This window comes from Gordonia sp. AC31 (assembly GCF_031844505.1).
GTDB classification, from domain to species: domain Bacteria; phylum Actinomycetota; class Actinomycetes; order Mycobacteriales; family Mycobacteriaceae; genus Gordonia; species Gordonia hongkongensis.
In genome coordinates, this window is the sequence record NZ_JAUZVK010000002.1 from 334,006 (window position 1) to 356,614 (window position 22,609).

General features: G+C 68.7%; 23 protein-coding genes and 1 riboswitch. Of the genes, 6 read left to right on the top strand and 17 right to left on the bottom strand.

Annotated elements, in window-relative coordinates:
- Positions 1-71: 71 nt before the first annotated feature.
- The 8 genes from Q9R39_RS04145 to hpt all read right to left on the bottom strand — a co-directional run bounded on the left by Q9R39_RS04145 (position 72) and on the right by hpt (position 7,573).
- The gene (locus Q9R39_RS04145; protein ID WP_265967045.1) at positions 72-1,415 is read right to left on the bottom strand and encodes a DUF6779 domain-containing protein; all 1,344 of its coding nucleotides are present in this window, start codon (positions 1,413-1,415) and stop codon (positions 72-74) included.
- A 115-nt stretch (positions 1,416-1,530) separates the two neighbouring features.
- Positions 1,531-2,046 carry a DUF3180 domain-containing protein gene (locus tag Q9R39_RS04150; protein ID WP_265967043.1) on the bottom strand — a complete coding sequence of 172 codons (516 nt, stop codon included), beginning with the start codon at positions 2,044-2,046 and terminating at the stop codon, positions 1,531-1,533.
- Positions 2,043-2,561, bottom strand: a complete 519-nt coding sequence (folK, locus tag Q9R39_RS04155; RefSeq protein ID WP_265967041.1) for a 2-amino-4-hydroxy-6-hydroxymethyldihydropteridine diphosphokinase — start codon at positions 2,559-2,561, stop codon at positions 2,043-2,045. Before folK ends, Q9R39_RS04150 begins: the two co-directional genes overlap by 4 nt.
- Positions 2,558-2,929 (bottom strand): dihydroneopterin aldolase, encoded by a 372-nt coding sequence (gene folB, locus Q9R39_RS04160; RefSeq protein WP_058249892.1) that lies wholly within the window; start codon positions 2,927-2,929, stop codon positions 2,558-2,560. The genes folK and folB overlap by 4 nt, the downstream gene beginning before the upstream one ends.
- Positions 2,922-3,776: a dihydropteroate synthase gene (gene folP, locus Q9R39_RS04165; protein WP_058249969.1), complete on the bottom strand. Its 855-nt coding sequence runs from the start codon at positions 3,774-3,776 to the stop codon at positions 2,922-2,924. Before folP ends, folB begins: the two co-directional genes overlap by 8 nt.
- 50 nt (positions 3,777-3,826) lie before the next feature.
- Positions 3,827-4,438 carry a GTP cyclohydrolase I FolE gene (folE, locus tag Q9R39_RS04170; protein ID WP_058249891.1) on the bottom strand — a complete coding sequence of 204 codons (612 nt, stop codon included), beginning with the start codon at positions 4,436-4,438 and terminating at the stop codon, positions 3,827-3,829.
- Positions 4,439-4,447: 9 nt separating this feature from the next.
- Positions 4,448-6,838: an ATP-dependent zinc metalloprotease FtsH gene (ftsH, locus tag Q9R39_RS04175; RefSeq protein WP_265967039.1), complete on the bottom strand. Its 2,391-nt coding sequence runs from the start codon at positions 6,836-6,838 to the stop codon at positions 4,448-4,450.
- A gap of 171 nt (positions 6,839-7,009) precedes the next feature.
- Complete coding sequence (hpt, locus tag Q9R39_RS04180) at positions 7,010-7,573, bottom strand: hypoxanthine phosphoribosyltransferase (RefSeq protein ID WP_058249889.1); 564 nt, start codon at positions 7,571-7,573, stop codon at positions 7,010-7,012.
- 334 nt (positions 7,574-7,907) lie between these two features.
- On the opposite strand from hpt, the gene Q9R39_RS04185 reads away from it, so the two are divergent.
- Complete coding sequence (locus Q9R39_RS04185; protein WP_058249888.1) at positions 7,908-8,612, top strand: hypothetical protein; 705 nt, start codon at positions 7,908-7,910, stop codon at positions 8,610-8,612.
- A 28-nt stretch (positions 8,613-8,640) separates the two neighbouring features.
- Here the strand turns inward: Q9R39_RS04185 and tilS are convergent, their stop codons facing one another.
- Genes tilS through dacB form a run of 3 tightly spaced genes read right to left on the bottom strand, consistent with a single transcriptional unit; the run spans position 8,641 to position 12,106 of the window.
- Positions 8,641-9,579, bottom strand: a complete 939-nt coding sequence (tilS, locus tag Q9R39_RS04190; protein ID WP_078112647.1) for a tRNA lysidine(34) synthetase TilS — start codon at positions 9,577-9,579, stop codon at positions 8,641-8,643.
- Positions 9,576-10,706, bottom strand: a complete 1,131-nt coding sequence (locus Q9R39_RS04195; RefSeq protein WP_058249968.1) for a zinc-dependent metalloprotease — start codon at positions 10,704-10,706, stop codon at positions 9,576-9,578. The genes tilS and Q9R39_RS04195 overlap by 4 nt, the downstream gene beginning before the upstream one ends.
- Positions 10,703-12,106: a D-alanyl-D-alanine carboxypeptidase/D-alanyl-D-alanine-endopeptidase gene (gene dacB / locus Q9R39_RS04200; protein WP_078112648.1), complete on the bottom strand. Its 1,404-nt coding sequence runs from the start codon at positions 12,104-12,106 to the stop codon at positions 10,703-10,705. The genes Q9R39_RS04195 and dacB overlap by 4 nt, the downstream gene beginning before the upstream one ends.
- Before the next feature lie 164 nt (positions 12,107-12,270).
- Here dacB and Q9R39_RS04205 point away from each other — a divergent pair, with 164 nt between their 5' ends.
- Positions 12,271-12,783, top strand: coding sequence for an inorganic diphosphatase (locus Q9R39_RS04205; RefSeq protein ID WP_058249886.1), 513 nt, complete (start codon positions 12,271-12,273; stop codon positions 12,781-12,783).
- A gap of 162 nt (positions 12,784-12,945) precedes the next feature.
- Here the strand turns inward: Q9R39_RS04205 and Q9R39_RS04210 are convergent, their stop codons facing one another.
- Both Q9R39_RS04210 and Q9R39_RS04215 read right to left on the bottom strand, forming a co-directional pair.
- Entirely contained in the window at positions 12,946-13,446 is a 501-nt protein-coding gene (locus Q9R39_RS04210; protein WP_058249885.1) for a hypothetical protein, read from the bottom strand.
- The gene (locus Q9R39_RS04215; protein WP_058249884.1) at positions 13,443-14,369 is read right to left on the bottom strand and encodes an aminotransferase class V-fold PLP-dependent enzyme; all 927 of its coding nucleotides are present in this window, start codon (positions 14,367-14,369) and stop codon (positions 13,443-13,445) included. Before Q9R39_RS04215 ends, Q9R39_RS04210 begins: the two co-directional genes overlap by 4 nt.
- Before the next feature lie 19 nt (positions 14,370-14,388).
- Positions 14,389-14,502, bottom strand: a riboswitch (SAM riboswitch).
- A gap of 107 nt (positions 14,503-14,609) precedes the next feature.
- On the opposite strand from Q9R39_RS04215, the gene Q9R39_RS04220 reads away from it, so the two are divergent.
- Both Q9R39_RS04220 and Q9R39_RS04225 read left to right on the top strand, forming a co-directional pair.
- Positions 14,610-15,686: an isochorismate synthase MenF gene (locus Q9R39_RS04220; RefSeq protein WP_058249883.1), complete on the top strand. Its 1,077-nt coding sequence runs from the start codon at positions 14,610-14,612 to the stop codon at positions 15,684-15,686.
- A 50-nt stretch (positions 15,687-15,736) separates the two neighbouring features.
- Positions 15,737-16,681 (top strand): ERCC4 domain-containing protein, encoded by a 945-nt coding sequence (locus Q9R39_RS04225; RefSeq protein WP_058249882.1) that lies wholly within the window; start codon positions 15,737-15,739, stop codon positions 16,679-16,681.
- Positions 16,682-16,764: 83 nt separating this feature from the next.
- On the opposite strand, the gene Q9R39_RS04230 is transcribed toward Q9R39_RS04225, so the two are convergent.
- The 3 genes from Q9R39_RS04230 to Q9R39_RS04240 are packed head-to-tail and all read right to left on the bottom strand — an operon-like array spanning position 16,765 to position 18,859.
- On the bottom strand, positions 16,765-17,982 hold the full coding sequence (locus tag Q9R39_RS04230; protein ID WP_058249966.1) for an O-succinylhomoserine sulfhydrylase: 1,218 nt from the start codon (positions 17,980-17,982) through the stop codon (positions 16,765-16,767).
- Positions 17,979-18,392 carry a rhodanese-like domain-containing protein gene (locus Q9R39_RS04235; RefSeq protein ID WP_058249965.1) on the bottom strand — a complete coding sequence of 138 codons (414 nt, stop codon included), beginning with the start codon at positions 18,390-18,392 and terminating at the stop codon, positions 17,979-17,981. Before Q9R39_RS04235 ends, Q9R39_RS04230 begins: the two co-directional genes overlap by 4 nt.
- Positions 18,389-18,859 carry a hypothetical protein gene (locus Q9R39_RS04240; protein ID WP_065629636.1) on the bottom strand — a complete coding sequence of 157 codons (471 nt, stop codon included), beginning with the start codon at positions 18,857-18,859 and terminating at the stop codon, positions 18,389-18,391. Before Q9R39_RS04240 ends, Q9R39_RS04235 begins: the two co-directional genes overlap by 4 nt.
- Before the next feature lie 170 nt (positions 18,860-19,029).
- On the opposite strand from Q9R39_RS04240, the gene Q9R39_RS04245 reads away from it, so the two are divergent.
- Entirely contained in the window at positions 19,030-20,055 is a 1,026-nt protein-coding gene (locus Q9R39_RS04245; RefSeq protein ID WP_205333821.1) for an ABC transporter substrate-binding protein, read from the top strand.
- A gap of 180 nt (positions 20,056-20,235) precedes the next feature.
- A complete protein-coding gene (locus Q9R39_RS04250) occupies positions 20,236-21,633 on the top strand; it encodes an FAD-dependent oxidoreductase (protein ID WP_205333822.1) in 1,398 nt (465 codons plus the stop codon).
- A 225-nt stretch (positions 21,634-21,858) separates the two neighbouring features.
- On the opposite strand, the gene Q9R39_RS04255 is transcribed toward Q9R39_RS04250, so the two are convergent.
- The gene (locus tag Q9R39_RS04255; protein ID WP_078112747.1) at positions 21,859-22,365 is read right to left on the bottom strand and encodes a hypothetical protein; all 507 of its coding nucleotides are present in this window, start codon (positions 22,363-22,365) and stop codon (positions 21,859-21,861) included.
- Between the last annotated feature and the right edge of the window lie 244 nt (positions 22,366-22,609).

Below are 22,609 nucleotides of genomic sequence, written 5' to 3' on the forward strand. Positions count from 1 at the left end.
ACTCGGACGGATGACAGGGGCATCGGACCGCGACCCGGCAGTGTTGCAAGCGGCCGGGCCCCCCCGGCCGATCAGCCGTTCCGTCGGCGCCGTCCGCCGCCGGTGGACTCGGTCTGTGACCGCAGCTGGCTCAGGAGTTCGGAGACGGGCAACCCCGCCGAGTGTGCCGATTCCGCGTCGTCGGCGACCGCTCGGCGTCGACGACCACCGCCGAAGGACTCCGCGGGCCGACCGCCCGGCTGATTCTCGTGTCGTCCAGCGGACCCGAGGAAGGGCGGGGGCTCCACGTCGTCGGAAGCATCCGCAACACCCGGAGTCTCATCGCTCTCGGGTGCTTCGCCCGACGCCGACCGGGTCGACCATTCGTCGGTCGGGGTGTCGTCGGTGTAGAGCGGTTGATTCGCATTCGCGACCGGCGACTGCGATCCCGGGCCTCGGGTATCCGCCGCGTCGGTGTCGTTCCCGAGGTAGAAGCCCCCGGAGAACGGCACTGACGCGGACTCTCCGGCGCCGGTCGACGCACCACTGTCCGCACCCGAGGTCTCGCCGCCGGCGGAGGCTTCCGTGCGGCCGGGGTGATCGGTGTCGACGATCTCGGCGTCGGAGACGTCCGCATCGGACGTACCCGTCGCGGCATCGGGTTCGGCCGGCGCGCTCGTCGCCGCGGCCTCGTCGGGCGACACCTCGGTGGCGATGCGGCCCGAGATCGGGTCGTCGGTGACGACCGGGATCACCTCGGTCATCTCGTTGGGATCGACCGGCCCCGTATGTCTACCGTCGTCCGCGGTCGGAGCCGTCGCCGCGAAGTCGCGCGCGGCGAGCACCCCGTCGTCGGCGTAGGTGGCGCCGTAGGACGACACGCCACCGATATCACCGGAGAAGCCACCGCCGTAGGGTGCACCGGATCGACGACCCGCGCGTGATTCGTCGTTCAGGCCCGAGGCCAGTTCGCGCATCTTCTCACTCGACAGGGCGACCCGCTGATCCGGGAGCGGTTCACCGAGGAGCATCTCCAGGCTGGAACGCAACGCCAGCACCTGGGCCTTGAGCTCGGAGAGTTCTTCGTTCGACTCGGCGGTGACCTCTTTGCGGATGGTCGTCTCGACATCGAGTTCGTACTGCCGACGCGCGGCGATCTCGCGTTCCAGCTGCAGTTCGTAGACCAACCGGAGGTCACGGCTCTTCGCCTCGGCGCTCTCGGCCTGTCGACGGAACTTCGTCACCAGGATCGCGCCGATGACGGCCGCCCACAACGCCGCGATGACTGCCAGCGAGCCGGTGATCGACAGCCTGTCGGTGAAGACCATCAGGATGCTGGCGATCAATGCGAGCACGATCAAGAGGCCGAGCAACCACTGAGCCGTCGACCGACTCGAGCGGCGCGAGTCGGCGGCACGGCCGTTCGAGGTCGTCATGATCGTGAATTTACCCGCTGTGAGTGCATTCGGACGGCAGGCGGGTGCGGAGTTTCTCCGATAGTCGACATGTTAGGCGACGAGTGCGCGGGGCGTCCGACACTCGCCCCGACCCTCACGGACCGCCGACGGCGGACGGATCGTCGGGTGCTCGGCAGCAGTACTCGAGCCACAGCGCGGCACCGACGAGGACCACCCCGCCGATCAGTCCGACGATCGCGCCCGGCCGGTCGTGGTCGGCAGCGGCCAGATCGTGTTGGCCGAGCAGGAAGGCCAGCAGACCCAGCCACACCCCGACGGCGATCGCGCCGAGGATCGCAGAAGCCTTGGCCAGGGCCAGCACCCGCGCGGCCGTGAGTGGATGGAGCTGCCCCCGCGCGCGACCGACATCCCGCGAATCGACCCGGGAACGGACGACGAAGGCGATGACGATCTCGAGTGCGGCAAGCACATACAGCACCACACCGGCGAGCAACGGCAGCGGCGGGAAATCGGAGTAGTTGTACCGCACCAGGATCCACGCGACGATCGCCGTGACCGCCGCGATGACGGCGAGATCGCGGACCCGGGTGGGACCGAGACCGGTCTCCTCGTCGTCCTGATCCGGCCGGCGCGGATCCGACGCGGTCACGACTCGACCCCGGTCAGGCGGCCGACCGGACGCACCGCGTCCCGCTCTGCGGCGTCGAGCCCGGCCACGAGATCGGACACCGCGCGCGTACCGTCCGGGGTCCAGAGGATGGCATCGGGTTCGATCTCGAGCCACGGGACGAGGACGAAAGCCCGCTGCGCGGCACGGGGATGGGGCAGTGTCAGGTCCGGGTCCCCGGACACGACGACCTGGCCGGACTCGGACACGGTGACGACGTCGACGTCGAGAGTTCGCGGCCCCCAGCGGATCTCGCGCGTCCGATCGGCGGCCCGCTCGAGTTCGAATCCGCGCTCGAGCCACCCGCGCGCATCATGCGGGCCGTCGACGACGAGCGTGATGTTGCGGAAGTCCTCCTGCTCGACCCCGCCCCACGGCGGCGTCGAATAGACCGCGGACACCGCGACCAGGTCGTCGGCGAAAGCCTCGACGACCGAACGCAGGTGCGCGGTCGGGTCACCGATGTTGGAACCGGCCGAGAGCACCGCGCGGCTCATCGCGTCCCCTTGCGGGAACGTCTGGTCACCACCGCGACGTCGTCGAAGGTCAGTGGGATCGGCGCCGACGGCTTGTGCACGGTCACCTCGCAGGCATCGATGCGCTCGTCGGTCATGATCGACTCCGCGACCTCGGCCCCCACCTTCTCGATGAGGTTGCGCGGTTCGCCCCCGACGATGCCGGCGACCTGCTGCGCGAGCGTGCCGTAGTCGACGGTGTCGGCGAGGTCGTCGGACTCGCCGGCGGCCCGTAGGTCCAGCCAGAGCACGACGTCGATGTAGAAGTCCTGGCCGTCGGCCCGTTCATGGTCGAACACACCGTGATTGCCGCGCACCTTGAGGCCGCGCAGTTCGATCCGGTCAGCCATTCGAGTCTCCTACCGAGGACGAGGTTCGGGAACCGCCGGTGCGCCAGGCCGCCGCGACCGCGACCGCGTCGCGACTGCTCGCGACGTCGTGGACGCGCACCCCCCACGCGCCCGCGGCGGCGGACAGCGCCGAGACCGACGCGGTGGCGACATCACGTCCGGCGGGCGGCCGATCCGCACCGTCGCGACGCAGCAGCGACCCGAGGAAGCGTTTGCGGGAGGCTCCGACCAGCACCGGGAAGCCGAGCCCGGTGATGGTGGGCAATGCGTTGAGCAGGGCCCAGTTGTGCTCGGCGGTCTTGGCGAAGCCCAGCCCCGGATCCAGGATGAGGCGGTCGGCGTCGACGCCGGCCGACACCGCCGCGTCGACCTGGGCCAGCAGTTCCCCACTCACCTCGGCGACCACGTCCCGGTACCCGTCGACGTCTCCACTGCGGTGCGTGAACCGCCGGTCCGTGCTGTCCCCGGCCGGGCGCCAGTGCATCAGGATCCACGGCAATCCCGCGTCCGCGACGACCCGCGCCATGTCGGCGTCGGCACGCCCGCCGGACACGTCATTGACGATCGCGGCGCCGGCCCGGATCGCGGCGGCCGCGACCGGGGCGCGCATCGTGTCGACCGACACGGTCACCCCGCGCGCGGCGAGTTCGCCGATCACCGGGACCACGCGCTCCGCCTCGAGACCGGGGTCGACCCGGACCGCGCCGGGCCGGGTCGATTCGCCACCCACGTCGATGAGGTCGGCACCCTGCTCGATGAGTTCGAGCCCATGCGCGATGGCCGCATCGGCGTCGAGGTAGCGACCGCCGTCGGAGAAGGAGTCGGCGGTGACGTTGAGGACGCCCATCACGAGAGTCCGGTGCACACCGCCGCCGGCGGGGACTGCGTGCGCCTGCGTCACCGGGTGATCAGGTCGAGGGCTTCGCCGCGGGACACCGCACTGGTCTTGAAGATGCCGCGCACCGCCGACGTGGTGGTCGTCGCGCCGGGTTTGCGGATACCGCGCATGGCCATGCACAGGTGCTCGGCCTCGATCACCACGATCACCCCGCGGGGCTCGAGTCTGCGCATCATCGCGTCGGCGATCTGGCTGGTGAGCCGCTCCTGGACCTGCGGACGCTTCGCGTACAGGTCGACCAGGCGCGCCAACTTGGACAGCCCGGTCACCCGGCCCGAGGTGCCGGGGATGTAGCCGACGTGGGCGACACCGTGGAACGACACCAGGTGATGCTCGCAGGTGGAGTACATCGGGATGTCCTTCACCAGCACCAGCTCGTCGTGGTCCTCGTCGAACGTCGTGGCGAGGACCTCATCGGGCTCGGTGTACAAGCCGGCGAACATCTCCCGGTAGGCGTTCGCCACCCGCGTGGGCGTCCGGATCAGACCTTCCCGATCCGGGTCCTCGCCGACGGCGAGCAGCAACTCGCGGACCGCAGCTTCGGCGCGTGCCTGGTCGAAGTCGGACCGGGGTCCCTCGAGTACGGCGTCCCGCCGCTCGCTGATACTCATCCGGCCACTTTACGAACTCGGACGCGAGTCGTCGTCACCGGCGCGATGACCCCAGCCGTTCGTGTCGCCGTTGCGACCCGACCGCGGGTCGGGCTCGGGTGGCCAACCGGGTGCGGACCAATCGCGCGGCGCGCCGTAATCCGGACGCGTGCCGCCCCCGTACGGCCCACCCGACCCGGGTGCCGCCGTCCGGCCGTTGCCCGGGTCCGGATACTGCGGGTTGGGGTAGTTCGGGTTCGGATACTGGGGGTTCGGATATTGGGGATTCGGATAGTGGGGGCCGGGATCGGCCGGCGGATATCCGTGGTCGGGGTACCGCGGTTCCGGATTGCCCTGCGTCGGGGGTGTCGGACCACCCGGCTCGGGATACATCGGCGGGTAGTTCGGCACTTGGCCGGGGACCTGCGGCCCACCGGGATAACCGGCACCCACCGGCTCGGGGATCTTGGCCTGCTCCGGCGGCGGCCACGGCTCACCGCGTTCGATCGCCAGCTCTCCCGGCGTCTTCACCGGCGGTTTGTCACTCGGAGTGCGTTCGCCGAAGTCGTTGAACGCGGTGATCCGCGGACGCTTGTCGACGTCGGCGAAGATCTTCTCGAGGTCCTTGCGGGTCAGCGTCTCCTTCTCGAGGAGCTGCGTCGCGAGCACGTCCAGGGTGTCCCGGTACTCGGTCAGGATGGCCCAAGCCTCGGTGTGCGCGGCCTCGATGAGCCGGCGCACCTCGTCGTCGATCTCGCTCGCGATTTCCGCGGAGTAGTCGGTGTGCGAGCCCATGGACCGGCCGAGGAACGGATCGCCCTGGTCCTGGCCGTAGCGCACTGCACCCAACTTCGAACTCATGCCGTACTCGGTGACCATCGCACGCGCGATCTTCGTCGCCTGGTCGATGTCCGACGACGCGCCGGTCGTCGGCTCGTGGAAGACCAGTTCCTCGGCGGCACGGCCGCCCATCGCCATCACCAGCCGCGCGATCATCTCCGAGCGGGTCATCAGGTCCTTGTCCTGCTCGGGGACGGCGAGCGCGTGGCCGCCGGTGCGCCCGCGCGCCAGGATCGTGACCTTGTAGATCGGGTCGAGATCGGGCATCGCCCAGGCAGCAAGAGTATGGCCGCCCTCGTGATAGGCGACGACCTTGCGCTCGTGTTCGCTGATGATCCGGGACTTGCGGCGCGGACCGCCGATGACCCGGTCGACCGCCTCTTCGAGGGCCTCGGCGGTGATCGTCTGCTTGTTCTCCCGTGCGGTGAGCAGCGCCGCCTCGTTGACGACGTTGGCCAGATCCGCTCCGGACATGCCGGGCGTGCGCTTGGCCAGACCGTCGAGATCGGCGTCGGAGTCGATCGGCTTGCCCTTGGCGTGGACCTTGAGGATGGCCCGGCGACCGGCCATGTCGGGGTTGCCGACCGGGATCTGCCGGTCGAATCGGCCGGGGCGCAGCAGAGCCGGGTCGAGGATGTCGGGGCGGTTGGTGGCCGCGATCAGGATGATGCCCGAGCGGTCGCCGAAACCGTCCATCTCGACGAGGAGCTGGTTGAGCGTCTGCTCACGCTCGTCGTGGCCACCGCCGAGACCCGCGCCGCGCTGCCGGCCGACGGCGTCGATCTCGTCGACGAAGATGATGCACGGACTGTTGTTCTTGGCCTGCTCGAACAGGTCACGCACGCGCGACGCGCCGACGCCGACGAACATCTCGACGAAGTCCGAACCGGAGATCGTGAAGAACGGGACGCCCGCCTCGCCGGCCACCGCGCGGGCCAGTAGCGTCTTGCCGGTTCCGGGAGGGCCGAAGAGCAGCACACCGCGCGGGATCTTGGCGCCCAGCGCCTGGTACCGCGTCGGGTTCTGTAGGAAGTCCTTGATCTCGTAGAGCTCTTCGACGGCCTCGTCGGCGCCCGCGACGTCGGCGAAGGTCGTCTTCGGCATGTCCTTGGTGAGCTGCTTGGCCTTCGACTTGCCGAAGCCCATCACGCCGCCGCGGCCACCGCCCTGCATACGGCTCATCACGAAAAAGAACAGACCGAACAGCAGGATCATCGGCAGCACGAAGATGAGGATCTGCCACAGGACGGACTGCTCGTTGACGTTGGTCGTGTACGGGGCGCCGGTGCCCTGGACGGCCTCGAAGACCTGGTCCCCCGCCTGCGCCGGGTACTTGGCGCTGATCTTGTCGGCGTCGGCGTCGTTGACCTTGATCGGGGTGTTCAGCTCGATGCGCAGCTGCTGCTCGCGGTCGTCGATGCTGATGAACTTGGTGTTCTTGTCGTTGAGTTGCTGCAGTGCGACAGAGGTGTCGACGCCGCGGTACTCCCGACCGGAGTCGCTCATCACGCTCCAGCCCCACAGGGCGAGCAGGATGAGCGCCAGGATGGCGAGGTTGCGGAAGACTGTCTTACGGTTCATGCCAGTTGGTGGGGGTCGTGCGGGCTCACGGGATCGAGTCCCGGTGCCGACGCCGTTCCCATGTCCTTCCCGTCGACGTACACATTGAGGCTACCGGTCAACGATCGCGCTGGTGAAACCGTTCCCTCGCAGGTCGGACACGCGGGCGCCGCGTCATGCGCCGGCGATGGATCAGTGCGTGTACACCGACGGCTTCAGTCGTCCGATGTAGGGAAGGTCGCGGTATCGCTCCGCGTAGTCGAGGCCGTATCCGACGACGAACTCGTTGGGGATGTCGAACCCGACGTCGGCGACCCGGATGGTGGAACGCACGGCGTCCGGCTTGCGCAACAGAGCGCACACCTCCAGGCTGCGTGGCGACCGTGTGGCGAGATTCTTCATGAGCCAGGACAGCGTCAGACCGGAGTCGATGATGTCCTCGACGATCAGGACGTCGCGTCCCTCGATGTCGCGGTCGAGGTCCTTGAGGATGCGGACCACACCCGAGGACGAGGTCGACGACCCGTAACTGGAGACCGCCATGAACTCCATCTGCGACGGGATCGGAAGCGACCGGGCGAAGTCGGTCATGAACATGATCGCGCCCTTGAGGACACCGATGAGAACCAGATCCTCTTCGATGTCGGCGTAGCGCGACGCCACGGACTGGGCGAGTTCGGCGGTGCGCTCCTTGATCTCGTCCTCGGTGATCAGGACAGCGTCGATGTCGGCGGCATACGGATCGGCAAACTGCACGGTCCCAGCTTCGCATGTTTCGGCCGCACCGCGATGAACGGGGGCCGCACCGGGGTCGTCGCCATAGGCCGAAGAAATGACCGACCGTCCACCTGGGGGTTTTCCGAGAAATTCCTGCTCAAATCATTGTCGCCCTTTCATATCGATATTTCGCCGAATTGCCGTGCAGATAACGGTCGCATAACAAGTCGCCACACCGGCACCAATCCGAGTGGTTGCGTTTCGGAGTGGATCAAGCGTCTGACATTCTCGAGAACAGAGATCTGAGTAACCAGGCCTCGAAATTCCCCTCCCTTCTCACGCCCTGTCCCCGTGTGGACAAGAAGGAGCGCTCGTGTCCCCCACTTCGCGTTCTCCCCTGCGCAGAAAACGTTTCAGCGCCATCCTGTGCCTGGTCACCGCGGTCGTCACCGTATTCGCCGCGACCGCCGAAGCCGCACCTCAGCGGGCCTCCGCCGCGACCTACGATGCGTCGTGGAATGCCTCGGCGCTCACTCTCACGGTGCACAACGCGTCGGTCAGCACGGCGAACGGAAATCTGACGATCCGGGACACCGCCGGCGCGGAACTCTTTCGCATGCCGCTCATGTATCGCAGCGAGTATCGGCAGTTCCCGATCGACACGCGGACCACGGGAAACAAGGTGACCCTCATTCCGTCCCGTGAGGTCGCACGTTCGACGACACTCAATCCGACCGCGGTCGATCAATTACGCGGGGCGGCCCGACACAATGTCGCGGCGCCGCAAACGCGCCAGGAGCGCGACGACCAGGCGCTCGAACGTTTCCGTTCGCAGCTCGCCGCGGGAACGTCGATCGGGACATTGGTCGGGACCATCGTCGGTGGAATCGTCGGCGGAATCATCGGGTGCGTCATCGGACTCGCCGCTGCGGTGGTGGGCTGCCTGGTGGGCGTCGCGCCGGCCGCTGCGATCGGCGGCATCGTCGGCCTCGCCCTCGGCGGCGGGGGCACCCTGATCGGGGCCGGGATCCACTACTTCCAGACGATCAACTCGCCGTTCGTTCCGCCGCGACGCTGATCGCGGAGTCTGTCCTCGACGGTCCGTCTCACCTCTCGGTGAGGCGGACCGTCAGTGTCTCGCCGCGGCGGACGACGACGCGGCGGACCGCGGGGTCGCCGCCGACGGCGACCTGGGTCCGGTCGCCCGCGGCGCCGGTCCGGTCCAGCAGAGCCGCCACCGCGGAGATGACCCGATGGGTCGGCTCGGTCGCACCGACGTCGAGCAGCCAGGCGCGCAGGGCACGGGTCCGGACCGCGGGCGGCGCGTCGCGCAGCGGGGCGATCTCCAGTACGTCACCGCGGCCGGCCTCGGCCAGGACCCGGGCCGCCCACTCGTCGAGCGCGTCGTTGTCTGCTCGCAAACCGTCGGCGGTGCGACCCAGCGCGTCGACGACACCCCCCTGGAGCACGTCGTCGAGCAGCGGTAGCACCTCGGCCCGCAGACGAACCCGGGTGAAACGCGGATCGCGGTTGTGCGGGTCGTGGTGGGGCTCGAGGCCCATCTCCGTACAGGCCGCCAGGGTCTGATGTCGCCGGACCCCGAGGAACGGTCTGCCCCAGGGTCGATTCCACGGGCGCATACCCGCGATCGACCGGGACCCGGATCCGCGTGCCAGTCCCAACAGCACGGTCTCTGCCTGGTCGTCCGCGGTGTGGCCGAGCAGGACCGGCCGGCCGTCGCGGGCCTGCTCGAGCGCCGCATATCGCGCGTCACGTGCGGCGGCCTCGAGACCGCCCCGCCACCCGACCCGCACCGGGAGAATTCGCACGCGGGCACCGAGGGACTCCGCCGTGCGCGCCGCCGCCGCGGCCACCTGCGTCGAACCCGGTTGGAGGCCGTGATCGACGATCAGCGCGGTGACGTCGAGTCCGGCACCGACCGCGCCGGCGGTCAGCGCGAGCGAGTCAGCTCCACCGGAGAGTCCCACGCAGACGTCCGGCCCGGCGAGATGAGCGGCCGCGAAGTCCGCGACCGCCCGCCTCACAACACCCGCTGAATCCATGCCTGCGGGTCGTCGATCTCGCTCGGCAGCGGCATCGTGTCCGGCGAGGTCCACACGACGTTGAACCGCTCCATCCCGACGGCCTCGACCACCGCGTCGACGAAGGCCTTGCCGCGGATGTACTGCGCGAGCTTGGCGTCCATCCCGATGAGCGCCCGGATGAGCCGCTGGACCGGGTTCTGGGGTGCGGTGCGTCGTTTGTCGAAGGCGGCTCGGATGCTCGCCACCGACGGCACATGCGCCGGTCCCACGGCGTCCATGACATGGTCGGCGTGACCCTCGAGCAGCGTGCCCAGGACCATCATGCGTTGGAAGGCGGCGTGCTGCTCCGGGCTCTGCAGCAGTTGCATCGCCCCGATCACACCCTTTTCGCGCGGACCGTCGGAGCCCTTGAGCGCCTTGGTCATCCGCGTGACGATCTCGGTGGTGGACTCGCCGGCGTCGGAGGTCAGCACGGCCACGTTGTCCTGCATGTAGTCGCGCAGCCACGGGTTGGCCGAGAACTGCACCCGGTGGGTGACCTCGTGTAGGCACACCCACAGGCGGAAGTCCGACGGGATCACCTTGAGCTGACGTTCGACGTTGATGATGTTCGGCGTCACCACCATCAGCACACCCGGTTCGCCGGTCTCCGGGTCGGGGGTGAACGGGTCGTACTGGCCGAGGATCGCGGTGGAGAGGAAGGCGAGCAACCCGCCGGCCTGGAGGCCGCCGAATCGGGCCCCGAGTCCGGGCGATCCCGCATCGATCGACTCGTCGGAGCCGAGCATCGAGCGCATCGACCGGGATGCGGCGTCGATCCACCCGGCCCGGTCGAGGACCCGGGTGGTCGGTACGCGAAGGCCGTCGGCGAGCCCGGTGACCTCACGGACCGGGGCTTCGGCCCGGGTCGCGGCGTCGGCCAGTTCCGTACGGGCCGCCTCGTAGGTGTAGGCCGTGGTCTTGGGACCGGGACGGGTGAGACGTTTCGCGGTCGACGCCGCGAGCGACCAGTCGATCTGCGACCCGATGCCCGGTTGACGGTCGGCGGTCTCGGCGACCTCGGTGGTCCCGGTTCCGGTGATCCCGGCGTCGGTGACGTCCGATCCGGCGATTCCTGAAGTGGTCATCGGCACCCGCACTCTCTCAGTTGACCCACCACGGCGTCGAGGGCGGGTCGCGCGTCCGCCGGCGAGGTGCCGCCGGACATCAGGGCGAACGACAGCACGCGGCCGTCGACTGTCTGCACTATGCCGGTCAACGAACTGACCCCGGTGAGTGTTCCGGTCTTGGCGCGTGCCCAGCCCGCGCCCGGGTTGCCCGGGGCGTCGAACCGGTCCGCGAGCGTACCGGTGCCACCGGCGATCGGCAGCCCGTCGAGCATCGGGCGCAGCGCCGGCCGGCTGGGCCCGCTGGCGGCCGTCATCACGGCGTCGAGCAGTTCCGGCGTGGTGCGGTTGGCGTAGGAGATCCCCGACGCATCGTGCAGGGTGGTGCCCGCCCACTGGTCCGGGAACATCGACGACAGGACTTGTTCGATCGCCTCCACGCCGCCGGCGTGCGTGGGCGGCCCGCCCCGGTGCACCGACAGTTCGATGGCCAGGGTCTCGGCGAGCACGTTGTCGCTGTAGCGCAGCATGTCGTTGACCCGGGTGACCAGCGGCGCCGACTGGACCTTCGCGATGACGCGGTCGTTCCCCGATGCGGCTGCGCCGGAACCGGTCACCTCCGTGACGGGACCCTCCACGCCGAGAGCCGCGGCCAGCGCCTCGCCGGCCATGATGCCCGGTTCCGCGGTGCGCGGCGAGTACTCGTCGAGCGGTTCGAGCCGGGCGCCGTCGACCATCAGCGATTCGATCGGCGCGATGTCGCCACCCTGGATGTCCCGGCGGTCCCAGGTGGTGTCCATCGTCGGACCCGAGAACGCGCTCAGGTCGACTGCCACCGACGTCACCGGGATCTCGGTGTCCTCGATCTGCCGCGCGAGGTCGGCGATGCGACCGGGGTCGGTGTAGAAGGTGTCGGTGCCGGCGGGCTGTGCGGACAGGGTCGGGTCACCCGCACCTCGGAGGATGATCTGCCCGTTGCTGCCGGCCACCACCGTCGTGGTCAGTCGCTGATCGTGCGGCACGGCTTCGAGGACGGCCGCGGCCGAGAGGACCTTGGCGTTCGACGCGGGGATCCGCGGACGCTCGGGGTTGCTGGTCCACAGGACGGTGCCGGTCAGCGAGTCGCTGATCATGCCGGTGAGTTCGCCGAGCGCCGGATCCCGCAGTGCCGGCGCGATGGCCCGCGACACACCGCTCGGCGTGGGCTCCGGCGCGGAGGCGACCACCGGGTCGATCCGGGGGTCGACGGCGATCGCGGCGGGCTGCGGGGGAACCCCCGGCGGCAGTTCGGGTTCCCGGTCGAGCCGGAGCGCGATGACCACCGAGGCCGTCGCGACGAGGGCCAGGATCACCACCGCGGTGATCGTCCACCACAGAAGTCTCCGACCGGAACGACCGCCGTTTCGGGTGGATGCGCCCACAAAGCCTCCGGGTCTCTCGCGGTTGACGGTCGATGGAACGGCCCGGACATACGCACAACGAGGGGTACGAACATCGAGGTCGCCGGACCAACAGTATCGTTGGGGCAGCGTGCGGGCGTTTCGGCCCGACGCGGCATCCCCGATCAAGACTGCCAGGAGGAACTGTGGAATTCGATGTGACCATCGAGATCCCCAAAGGTGGCCGCAACAAGTACGAGGTCGACCACGAGACGGGCAAGGTCTACCTCGACCGCTACCTGTACACCTCGATGGGCTACCCGGCCGACTACGGCTACATCGACGGCACCCTCGGTGAGGACGGCGACCCGCTCGACGCGATGGTCCTGCTCCCCGAGTCGGTGTTCCCCGGCATCATCGTGCGCGCACGGGTCGTCGGCATGTACACCATGACCGACGAGGCCGGTGGCGACGACAAGCTGCTCTGCGTCCCCGCCAAGGACGTGCGCTGGGACCACATCAAGGACATCTCCGACGTGTCCGAATACGAGCTGGGACCCATCGCCCACTTCTTCGAGCACTACAAGGACCTCGAGCCGGGCAAGGAGGTCGACCCGGGCGGATGGGTCGGCCGCGACCAGGCCGAGAAGATCGCACAGGAGGCCATCGATCGCCTCGCTGCGCACCCCGACGCGGCCAACGAGCCCTCGCGCGGCTGATCTCTCCCACACACGAGACCGCCGGCACCATCATCCGAGATGGTGTCGGCGGTCTTGTCTGGTCACCAGGTGGCTTCGACTCGGCGCCTCGACCTCCACGCGCTCCTTCGTCGCTTGCTCGGCCCGGCGGCTACGCTCGGTGCCGGCTCAACCAGCAGTGGGTCAGGCCACGCGGTACCGCTGCTCGGCGAGCACCGGCAGGATCTGTTCGCGGATGCGGCGTTCGGTGGCCGCGCCGTCGATCGGGATGAGGATCACGGCGTCGGCGACCTCGGCTGCGTAGATGTCGCGGACCAGCGTGATCAGTCCGTGTGTCGTCCCGATGTAGCGGATGGTCCCCGAGCCCGTCTCCGACGACGCGTTCACCGCCGCAGCAGCGGCCGTGCGCGCCGACGCGGCGTCCGGCGCGACGGCCACCTCCACCTCGAGTGCGACCACGAAATTGGCCTGATCGTGGCTGCCGGCCCGGAGCAGGGAGCGGGCGCGCTGCGCCTCGCGGAGGGTCTCCCGCCGCACGACGATCGGAAACGTCTGTGCGAGATCGTCTCCCGCGAGCGCGATCTGGAATCCCGGACGTCCGATGCTGATCGGGGCCGTCGGGGTGGCAGTCTGTGCGGCGATCACGGTGCCGCGGTCAGCACGTGCGTCGAGTTCGATGGTCATCTATTCACCCCTGGTCGAGTTCGGTCGGTCTGTTCGGTTCGCGCCCGGAATGCATCGAGAATCCGGTCGATGTCGTCGACGGTGGTGCCCGCTCCGAAACTCGCGCGCACCGTGTCGGCCGGCGGTGCGAGGCCGTCGACGGTGTAGCCCGCGACTCCCGCGCGGTCGGTGGAATCGGTGAAGATCCGCAGCGGCGTGAAGCTGCCGATCGCGGCCAGGCCGGCGTCGAGACGTTCGGCGAGGCGGCGTTCATGCAGGCCGATCGTCTCGGGTCCGAGATCGGCGAGCACCCGACACGCCTCGGCGACCGCGATCGCCCCGGGAACGCCGTCGGCGTCCGGCGAGGCATCGACATCGGCGGCGTCGAACCAGTCACGACGACCGATGAGAACGCCGGCGCCATCCGTCCTACGACCTGGTTCACCGAACGCCAGGTAGTCGATGCCGTGGCTGACGACGGAGACGGGCCGGTGCCCGACGAGTTGCGCGGCGTCGACCAGGATGCGGGCCCCGGACCGGTGCGCGAGCGAGGCGAGCCGGCCGATCGGCAGCACCTCGCCGGTGATGTCCGATACCGCGGTCACGACCAGGAACGATGCCGGCGCCGAGGCGAGCTCGGTCTCCAGCGCGACCAAGGTGTCCTCGATGGTCTCGCAGGCCGGGACGAACCGCGCCCGGTCGCGCCCCTGCCGTGGTGCGCACCACCGCAGCAGGTCGGCGCCCTGCCCGATGTCGAGGACGACGACGTCGCCAGGAGTGATGCGCGCCGCGAGGTCGAGGGCAACGGCGGCATCGCGGGTGAAGACGACGGTGTCGTCGACCCGCGCACGGACGAACTGCCGCACCGATTCCCGGGCGGCGTCGAAGCGGACGTCGACTGCGGGCGACAGGCGACCGGCGGGTGCGGACAGGACAGCGGTCACGGCAGGAAACTCCTCAGACAATTCGCGCTTGCCGCGTCCGGTCGGTACGCGGCCGGGTCGTCACCCGGAGCACCCCACCGCGAAGGAGGGTTGCCGACCAGCGAGCCGGGGCTTGTCACTGGCACTCATGACCTACGACCAAGGGTCGTCGATCTCGCGCGGACGTGTCAATTTTCACTCAACGTGATCGGAAGTTAGGGCACACTTACCTGTAGCGTGTCAGGGGTGTCAGCGACTGATGTGTTCGTGTTGTCCCGCCCGCACGGCACCGTGCGGGGCATGGGCGCGGTCCGTGCGTTCACCGACGTCGACGCCGCCTCGGCCGCCCTGCGCGCCGGGACCGTCGACGGTCTGACCGGCGCGATCCCCTTCGACCTCGCCGAGCCCGCCGCGCTGGTGGTGCCCGAAGTCCTGCACGTCGACGCGGCGCCGCTGGCAGGCACACCACCGCTGACGCGCACCCCGGTGTCGACGACCCTGCACCCCACGGCCGACGAGCACCGCGAACGTGTCGCACACGCGGTGAAGCGGATCGTCGCCGGCGACGTCGGCAAGGTCGTACTCGCCCGCAGCGTCGACATCGTGCTCGACGCCGAGGTCGAGCCTCTGCAACTCCTCGACGCACTGGCGGGCGGCAATGCCGGACACAACGCATTCGGTGTCGATCTCGGCGCGGCCACCGGCTCGGGTTCGTGGCTGTTGGGCGCGAGTCCCGAAGTGCTGCTGCGCAAGTCGGGTTCCGTCGTCACCTGCCACCCGTACGCGGGATCGGCGCCGCGGTCACCCGACCCGGTCGTCGACCGCGCCGCTGCCGACGGATTGTTCTCCTCGGCGAAGGATCTCGCCGAGCACGCCTTCGTCGTCGACCACCTGCGAGACCGGCTGGGACACCTCTGCGACGACGTCGACGCGCCGTCGACCCCGCAATTGCAGTCGACCGGGGAGGTCTGGCATCTGGCCACCCCGATCCGCGCGCGGCTTCGGGACCCGGCGACCACTGCGCTCGATCTCGCACTCCTGCTCGGCCCCACCCCGGCGGTCTGCGGCACGCCGAGTGATGTTGCTGCGCAGATCATCCGCGAGGTCGAGGGTGAGCGCGGCTTCTATGCGGGGGCGGTCGGCTGGTGCGACGCCGCCGGCGACGGGGAGTGGATGGTCACCATCCGGTGCCTCGAACTCGAGGCCGATCGTCGCAGCCTCCGGACGTGGGCCGGCGGCGGTATCGTCGAACACTCCGACCCGCAGGGCGAACTCGAGGAGACGGCGTTCAAGCTGCGGACGGTCCTGAACGCGTTGGGCATCGCCGCACTCGACTGAGCGGATCAATTGCGGACGCGCGCGATCTTCGCCCGTTACGCTCGTCGATGATGCCCGACGACCTGATCATCGCCCGAAATCCGGAACAGGGCTCCTCACTGCCCTTTCTGGTCCGGATTCCGCTCGGCAGTGACGGGATCGTCTTGAAGGTGAGGGAGACCTGGCCGCGAACCAGCAAGGTCTATTGTCATCGCGCCGACGAATGGCCGACCACACCGCAGATCGTCGAACGTCTTCCGGTTCGGTCGGTGACGCGGCGCGGGGCGGCGATCGATCTGGTGCTCGACCGCGCTCGCGAGAATCGGTCACAGTTCGTCGTCACGCGGGCTCGCGGACGCGAGATGATCTTCTGGCAGACGCGCAAAACCACCAAGCAGGCGCGTCCAAACGTCACGCTTCCCAAGGCTCGGGCACACGGCCAGGCGCTCGAGATCGTCGTCGACACAGGCGAGAAGTACGCCTACTCCTTCGGTCATCAACAGGCGACCACCACTCGACACCGCCTCGATGCCGGCGATTACGCGATCGTCGAGGACGACCAGGTGGTCGCCGCCGTCGAACGCAAGTCGATCGACGACCTCGGCAACGGTCTCATGAAGGGAACTCTCACCTACCAGTTGGCAGGTCTCGCGGGACTCCGACGCGCCGCGGTGGTCGTCGAAGCCTCATACAGCAAGGTGTTCACGCGCGAATACGTCAGCGGCGCCGCGCTGGCCGAGGCAGTCGCCGAGGCGCAGGTCCGGTTTCCGACCGTGCCGATCGTCTTTTGCGACAACCGCAAACTCGCCGAGGAATGGACCTACCGCTGGCTCGGTGCCGCGCTACACGAATGGCGGCTCACCGTCGGCAGCGAGCCCATCGTGCAGGGCCTGCACGGTCCACCGGCGACACCGTCGGAGATCAGGGCGTGGGCTCGCGCCCAAGGGATCGAGGTGCCCTCCAAGGGACGGATCCCGAGTACGGTGCGAGCGGCCTGGGATCGCCGGAACGACTGAATGGCACCACCCTCCGGGGACTCGGCCCCGCTCACCGAGGCGGATTCGCGCTGTGCCGCAACGGAATACGTCAGCGCTTACCCTCACCCCAGCGCGTGGTCCAGGTCGCCCAACAGGTCGTCGACCCCTTCGAGGCCGACCGACAGCCGCACCACCGAGTCACTCAGACCGATCGCCGCGCGTCCCTCGGGACCCATCGCACGATGAGTGGTGGTCGCCGGATGCGTGATCAGCGACTTCGAATCTCCGAGATTGTTGGAGATGTCGACGATCCGCAGGCCGTTGAGGACCTCGAAGGCGCGCTTCTTGCCGTCGATGCCGTCGTGGTCGTTGAGCTCGAAGGTCACCACCGTGCCGCCGCCGGACATCTGCGACTTCGCCAAGTCGTACTGCGGGTGTGACTGCAGGAAGGGGTATTTGACCCAGCGCACGCGCGGATCGCTCTCGAGGAACTCGGCGATCCGCAGCGCCGACGACACCGAGGCGTCGACGCGCAGACGCATCGTCTCCAGCCCCTTCACGAGGGTCCAGGCGTTGAACGGACTGAGTGCCGGACCGGTGTGTCGCATGAGTTGCTGCACCGGACCGTCGACGTACTCCTTGGTCCCGAGTACCGCGCCACCCATGACGCGCCCCTGGCCGTCGATGTGTTTGGTGCCCGAGTAGACGATGACGTCGGCGCCGAGTTCGAGACCCCGCTGCAGCAGCGGGGTGGCGAAGACGTTGTCCAGCACCACCTGTGCGCCCGCGGCGTGCGCCATCTCGGACACCTTCACGACGTCGACGAGGCTCTGCATCGGGTTCGACGGTGTCTCGAAGAACACCGCGTCGGTGGGCTTGGACAGGGCCCGCTCCCACTGCTCGAGGTCTTCACCGTCGACGAACTCGGTCTCGATCCCCCAGCGCGGGAGGATCTCGTTGCAGACCACGAAGCAGGAACCGAACAGGCTGCGGGCGGCGACGAGACGGTCGCCGGCCTTCAACAGTGCACCGAGCGCGACGAACACCGCGGCCATGCCGCTCGCGGTGGCGAAACACGCCTCCGCGCCCTCGAGCCGGCGCAACCGCTCCTGGAACATCTCGACGGTCGGATTTCCGTAGCGCGAGTAGACGAATCGTTCGTCCTCGCCGGTGAAGGCTCGCTCGGCGGCCTCCGCGGAGTCGTAGACGTAACCGCTCGTGAGATAGAGCGCCTCGGCCGTCTCGTGGAAACCCGAACGCGCCAGCCCGCCGCGAACCGCGATCGTGTCAGCCGAGAGCCCTTCAGGCAGTTCACGACTGACGGGCAGATCAGAACTCACGATTGCCTCCACGGCAGGTTCTCGGCACGCCAGCCCGACGTCCCGCGGTGGTCGTTCTCGTCGAGGGCGCCTTCGAACCCGTCGATCACGTTGTATGCCTTCGCGATACCGTCGGCGGTCGCGGCCTCCGCAGCGCCGATCGACCGGTGCCCCGAACGGCAGATGAAGATGACCTCCTGGTCGTCGGAGACACCGGAATCACGCAGCTGTGCCACGAAGTCGTCGTTGCGACGCCCCTCGGGGAAGGTGGTCCACTCGGCGAAGATCGCGCGCTTGCCCAGGACCTCGAGGTCGGGCACGCCGACGAACGACCACTCCGCCTGCGTGCGACAGTCGACCAGCACCGCATCCGGGTTGTTCTCGAGCTTCTCCCACGCCTCGCGCGGGGTCAGGTCACCGGCATAGCTCATGAGGAACACACCTTCCACTCGCCGTTCTCGCGCACCACGATCGTGTCCACGACGTTCACGTCATCGGGGGTCTTGTCATAGTGCCAATGAACCTTCGCGGTCGCCCGGTCACCGTCGACCACCAGCTCGGTGATCTCCGGGATCTCGATGTGACCGTTGGCGAGCAGCGACTCCCGGTTGTCGGCGAGGAACTGTTCCTCGGAGACGAAGTCGGCCGCCTCGACGTCGGCCGCGCAGGTGTTCGCCCGGTATTCGCCGAAGTTCGGACCGTTGCGCGCGGTGTAGATGTCGTTGATCGCGTACTGGACCTGAGCCGAGTCGCCGGCCCGGTCCTCGGCCGGACGGGTCACATTCGACAGCACGACGCCGAGCACCACGAGTCCCACGACGCCGGCCGCGACGAAGAACGGCCAGGCGTTCTTCCACGACGGGGGCTTCTGGTCGCCCTCACCTGCAGCTTCGGCCATGGCGGGCAGTCTATCGAGCGTCCCGGCGGCGGTTGAGACCGGCGTCGTCGGAGCCCGGACGCACCGGGCAGAGCGCCGAACGACGTCGACATCGAACACGTCCTGCGTAAGGTGGCCCTAAGTTCCGCGGCGAACGACGTCGCCGACCGCAACGACCAGCGAGGACCCGGATGCGCGCTTCCACCCACCGTTCCCTCATCCTTCTCGTCGGGCTGCTCGCGGCAGCCCTGGTGGTGACCTCGTGTTCGCCGCCGGACGAGACGGTCGACTCCGGCACGGCCCAGGTCCCCGCGCCCGAGGCCGGCGCGATCCCGGTCACCGTGCAGCAGGCCTACGCCCCCGCGACCGTCGACCAGGCACCCAAGCGCGTCGCCGCGATGGGCGTGGGTGACGGCGACACCCTCCTCGCACTCGGTGTCACCCCCACCACGATCGCCCCGTTCGCCGACCCCGACCAGGCGTCGGCGCCGTGGAACGCCGAACTCCTGGCGGACTCCGACCCGGTGGTGCTGCCGAACGCGTCCGGCGCGTTCGGCGACGAGATCCCCAAGGCGCTGGCCACCGAGCCCGACCTCATCACCGCCGTCGGCGCCGATCCCACCCGCGACCAGTTCGATCTGCTGAGCAAGACCGCCCCGACGATCCTGCGGCCCGCCCAGTTCCAGCCGTGGCAGGTGCCGTGGGACGCGCAGACCCGCCAGATCGGTACCGCCGTCGGCCTGCCCGAACTCGCCGATCGCAAGGTGACCGAGACCGAGCAGTTCCTCGCGAACGTGCGGGAGCAGAACCCGCAGCTGGCCGGGAAGACGGCGGTCGTGGTCACCGCCAGCCCCACCGGCGGCGTGTCGATCTACGGCCCCGGCGACGGGCGCGGACAGACCCTCACCGGTTACGGACTCACCTTCCCGCCCGCGCTGCAACCTTCGGTGACCAGCGGTTTCTACGGTGACCTGCCGGCCGAGAGCCTGAACCTGCTGGACTCGGCCGACGTCGTCGTCGCCGTCGACTGGCAGGGTTCCAACGACCGGCTCAAGTCCAACGCGGCGTTCAACCGGCTGGCGGTCGCGCAGTCGGGCCGCGTGGTCTATCTGCCCCAGGAGGTCGGCAGCGCGATGTCGGTGCCGACGGTCCTGACGATCCCGTGGGTCGCCGAGCAGGCCGTCGGACCGATCGCCGCGGCCGCCGGCAAGGCGTAGCGGGCCCGAACCCGCCGGACACCGCGCACCCGCCGAGTGAGGGTTACCTCACAGACGGATTTTGGTCGGGGACAGCAAGCGCCTACCGTAGAAGGGATAGGCCTTATCCATACGCGCGGACCTGGGGGTCACCGAGATTTGCTTGTCCTCGCGTGCTGAGCAACGGAAGACACCTACTCCATGAGCGACAACAGCCGCCCGCTGCGGGTTGCGATCGTCGGTGCCGGTCCCGCCGGGATCTACGCCGCCGACGCGTTGATGAAGTCCGACACCGCCAAGGACCGCGGGGTCAGCATCGATCTGTATGAGCGCATGCCCGCTCCGTTCGGTCTGATCCGTTACGGCGTCGCACCCGACCACCCGCGTATCAAGGGCATCATCACCGCCCTGCACAAGGTCCTCGACAAGCCCCAGGTCCGCCTGCTCGGCAACGTCGACTACGGCACCGACATCACCATCGACGAACTGCGCGCCCACTACGACGCGGTGATCTTCTCCACCGGCGCCACCGACGACCGCGCCCTCGACATCCCCGGCATCGATCTCGACGGCAGCTACGGCGCCGCCCAGTTCGTCGCCTGGTACGACGGCCACCCCGACTTCCCCCGCACCTGGCCCCTCGAGGCCGAGAAGGTCGCGGTCATCGGTGTGGGCAACGTCGCCCTCGACGTCGCCCGCGTGCTCGCCAAGACCGGCGACGAACTGCTGCCCACCGAGATCCCCGCCAACGTCTACGACGGACTCAAAGCCAACAAGGCCGTCGAGGTCCACGTCTTCGGCCGCCGGGGACCCGCCCAGGCGAAGTTCACCCCGCTCGAACTCAAAGAACTCGACCACTCCCCCAACATCGAGGTCATCGTCAACCCCGAGGACATCGACTACGACGAGGGCTCGGCCGTCGCCCGCCGCGGGTCGAAGATCACCGACCAGGTCGCCACCATCATCGAGAACTACGCGATCCGCGAACCCAAACAGGGCGCGATCCACAAGCTGTTCCTGCACTTCTTCGAAAGCCCCACCGAGATCCTCGGCGCCGACGGCAAGGTCGTCGGTCTGCGCACCGAACGCACCCAGCTCGACGGCACCGGCAACGTCAAGCCCACCGGCAAGACCACCGACTGGGAGGTCGGCGCGGTCTACCGTGCGGTCGGCTACCTGTCGGACAACCTGCCGCAGATCCCGTTCGACTCCCAGGCCGGGGTCATCCCCAACGAGGCCGGACGCGTCTTCGACGAAGGGCAGCAGCTCACCGGTATCTACACCACCGGATGGGTCAAACGCGGCCCCGTCGGCCTCATCGGCCACACCAAGGGCGACGCCAACGAGACCGTCGACTGCATCCTCAAGGACATGGAAGCCGGCACACTCCTCGACCCGGCCCACCCCGGCGAAGACGCCATCGTCGAACTCCTCGAGTCCAAGAACATCCCCTTCACCACCTGGGACGGCTGGTACCGCCTCGACGAACACGAACGCGCCCTCGGCGCCGCCGAAGGCCGCGAACGCGTCAAAGTCGTCGAACGCGAAGACATGCTCGCCGCATCGGAGCCGGACAAGGTGTCCCGCCCGTCCGCATGACCCCGCTTCCCGCCGGCTGAGCCACCCTCCGCCGGCTGAGCCACCCTCCGCCGGCTGAGCCCACCCTCCGCCGGCTGAGCCTGTCGAAGCCATAAGAGCGGCGGCCGAGTTCTCTCGGTCGCCGCTCTTTCGCATGCGCCCGGCGGGTGCGGGGGCGTCCTCCCCGCACGCCGCCCGGCGCGAATGGCTCAGTTGTGGTGCATTCTCAACTGTCGTCGGATGAGATCAACGGCCCGGAATCGCCGGCACGCCGGCGACGTCGGTGCCACCGCCGGTCAGGGCGGCCGCTGAAGCGGAGGAGCCCGTACCGAATCGATCCAACGGGTTGTCGATGCGCCGGACGTTCCACCAGAAACCGGCGTTGTCGGTCAGGTTCTCGGCGTAATCGGAGATCGCGTACCCCGCGATGGAGGACGGGAAGCAGCCGAACCAGGTGGTCTTGATGGTGAGCGACTCATTCTTCTTCAGCAGCGACTTGAACTTCGTCGCGCCGTTGATCTCCTGCAGCGTGACGTTACGGAAATCGCCGTCACGCGCGGTGACGCGCATGAACCGGGTCATGCTCCACGCCTGATTCCACGGCGTGCCAGGGGCTGCGAACTGACAGTAGACCCCGCCCGTCATCTGGAGGTTGGGAACGGCGGCCTGTGCCGGCGCGGCACCCACCAACGATCCACCGGCGATTCCTGCAGCGACCAGAACCCCTGTGAGAGCCCGTTTCAGCGATTTCATCGATCCTCCTCGTTCGTAGGCGACACTGTTTTCCCGACGTCGCCGTCGTGGGAGCGGCATGCCGCCCCACCGACGACCGGTCTTGCTGCGGTCGGCCCGAGATGCCCACCGACACCGGGACTATCGACCCAGCCTGAGCGAAGTGTTACCGCGCGCACAGCGATCCCTCAGGTTTCGTCGGCAATTCGTTATACGAACGACACCCGCCGAGGCGCTCGACGCTGCGCGCGACGCCGCGTCGAAG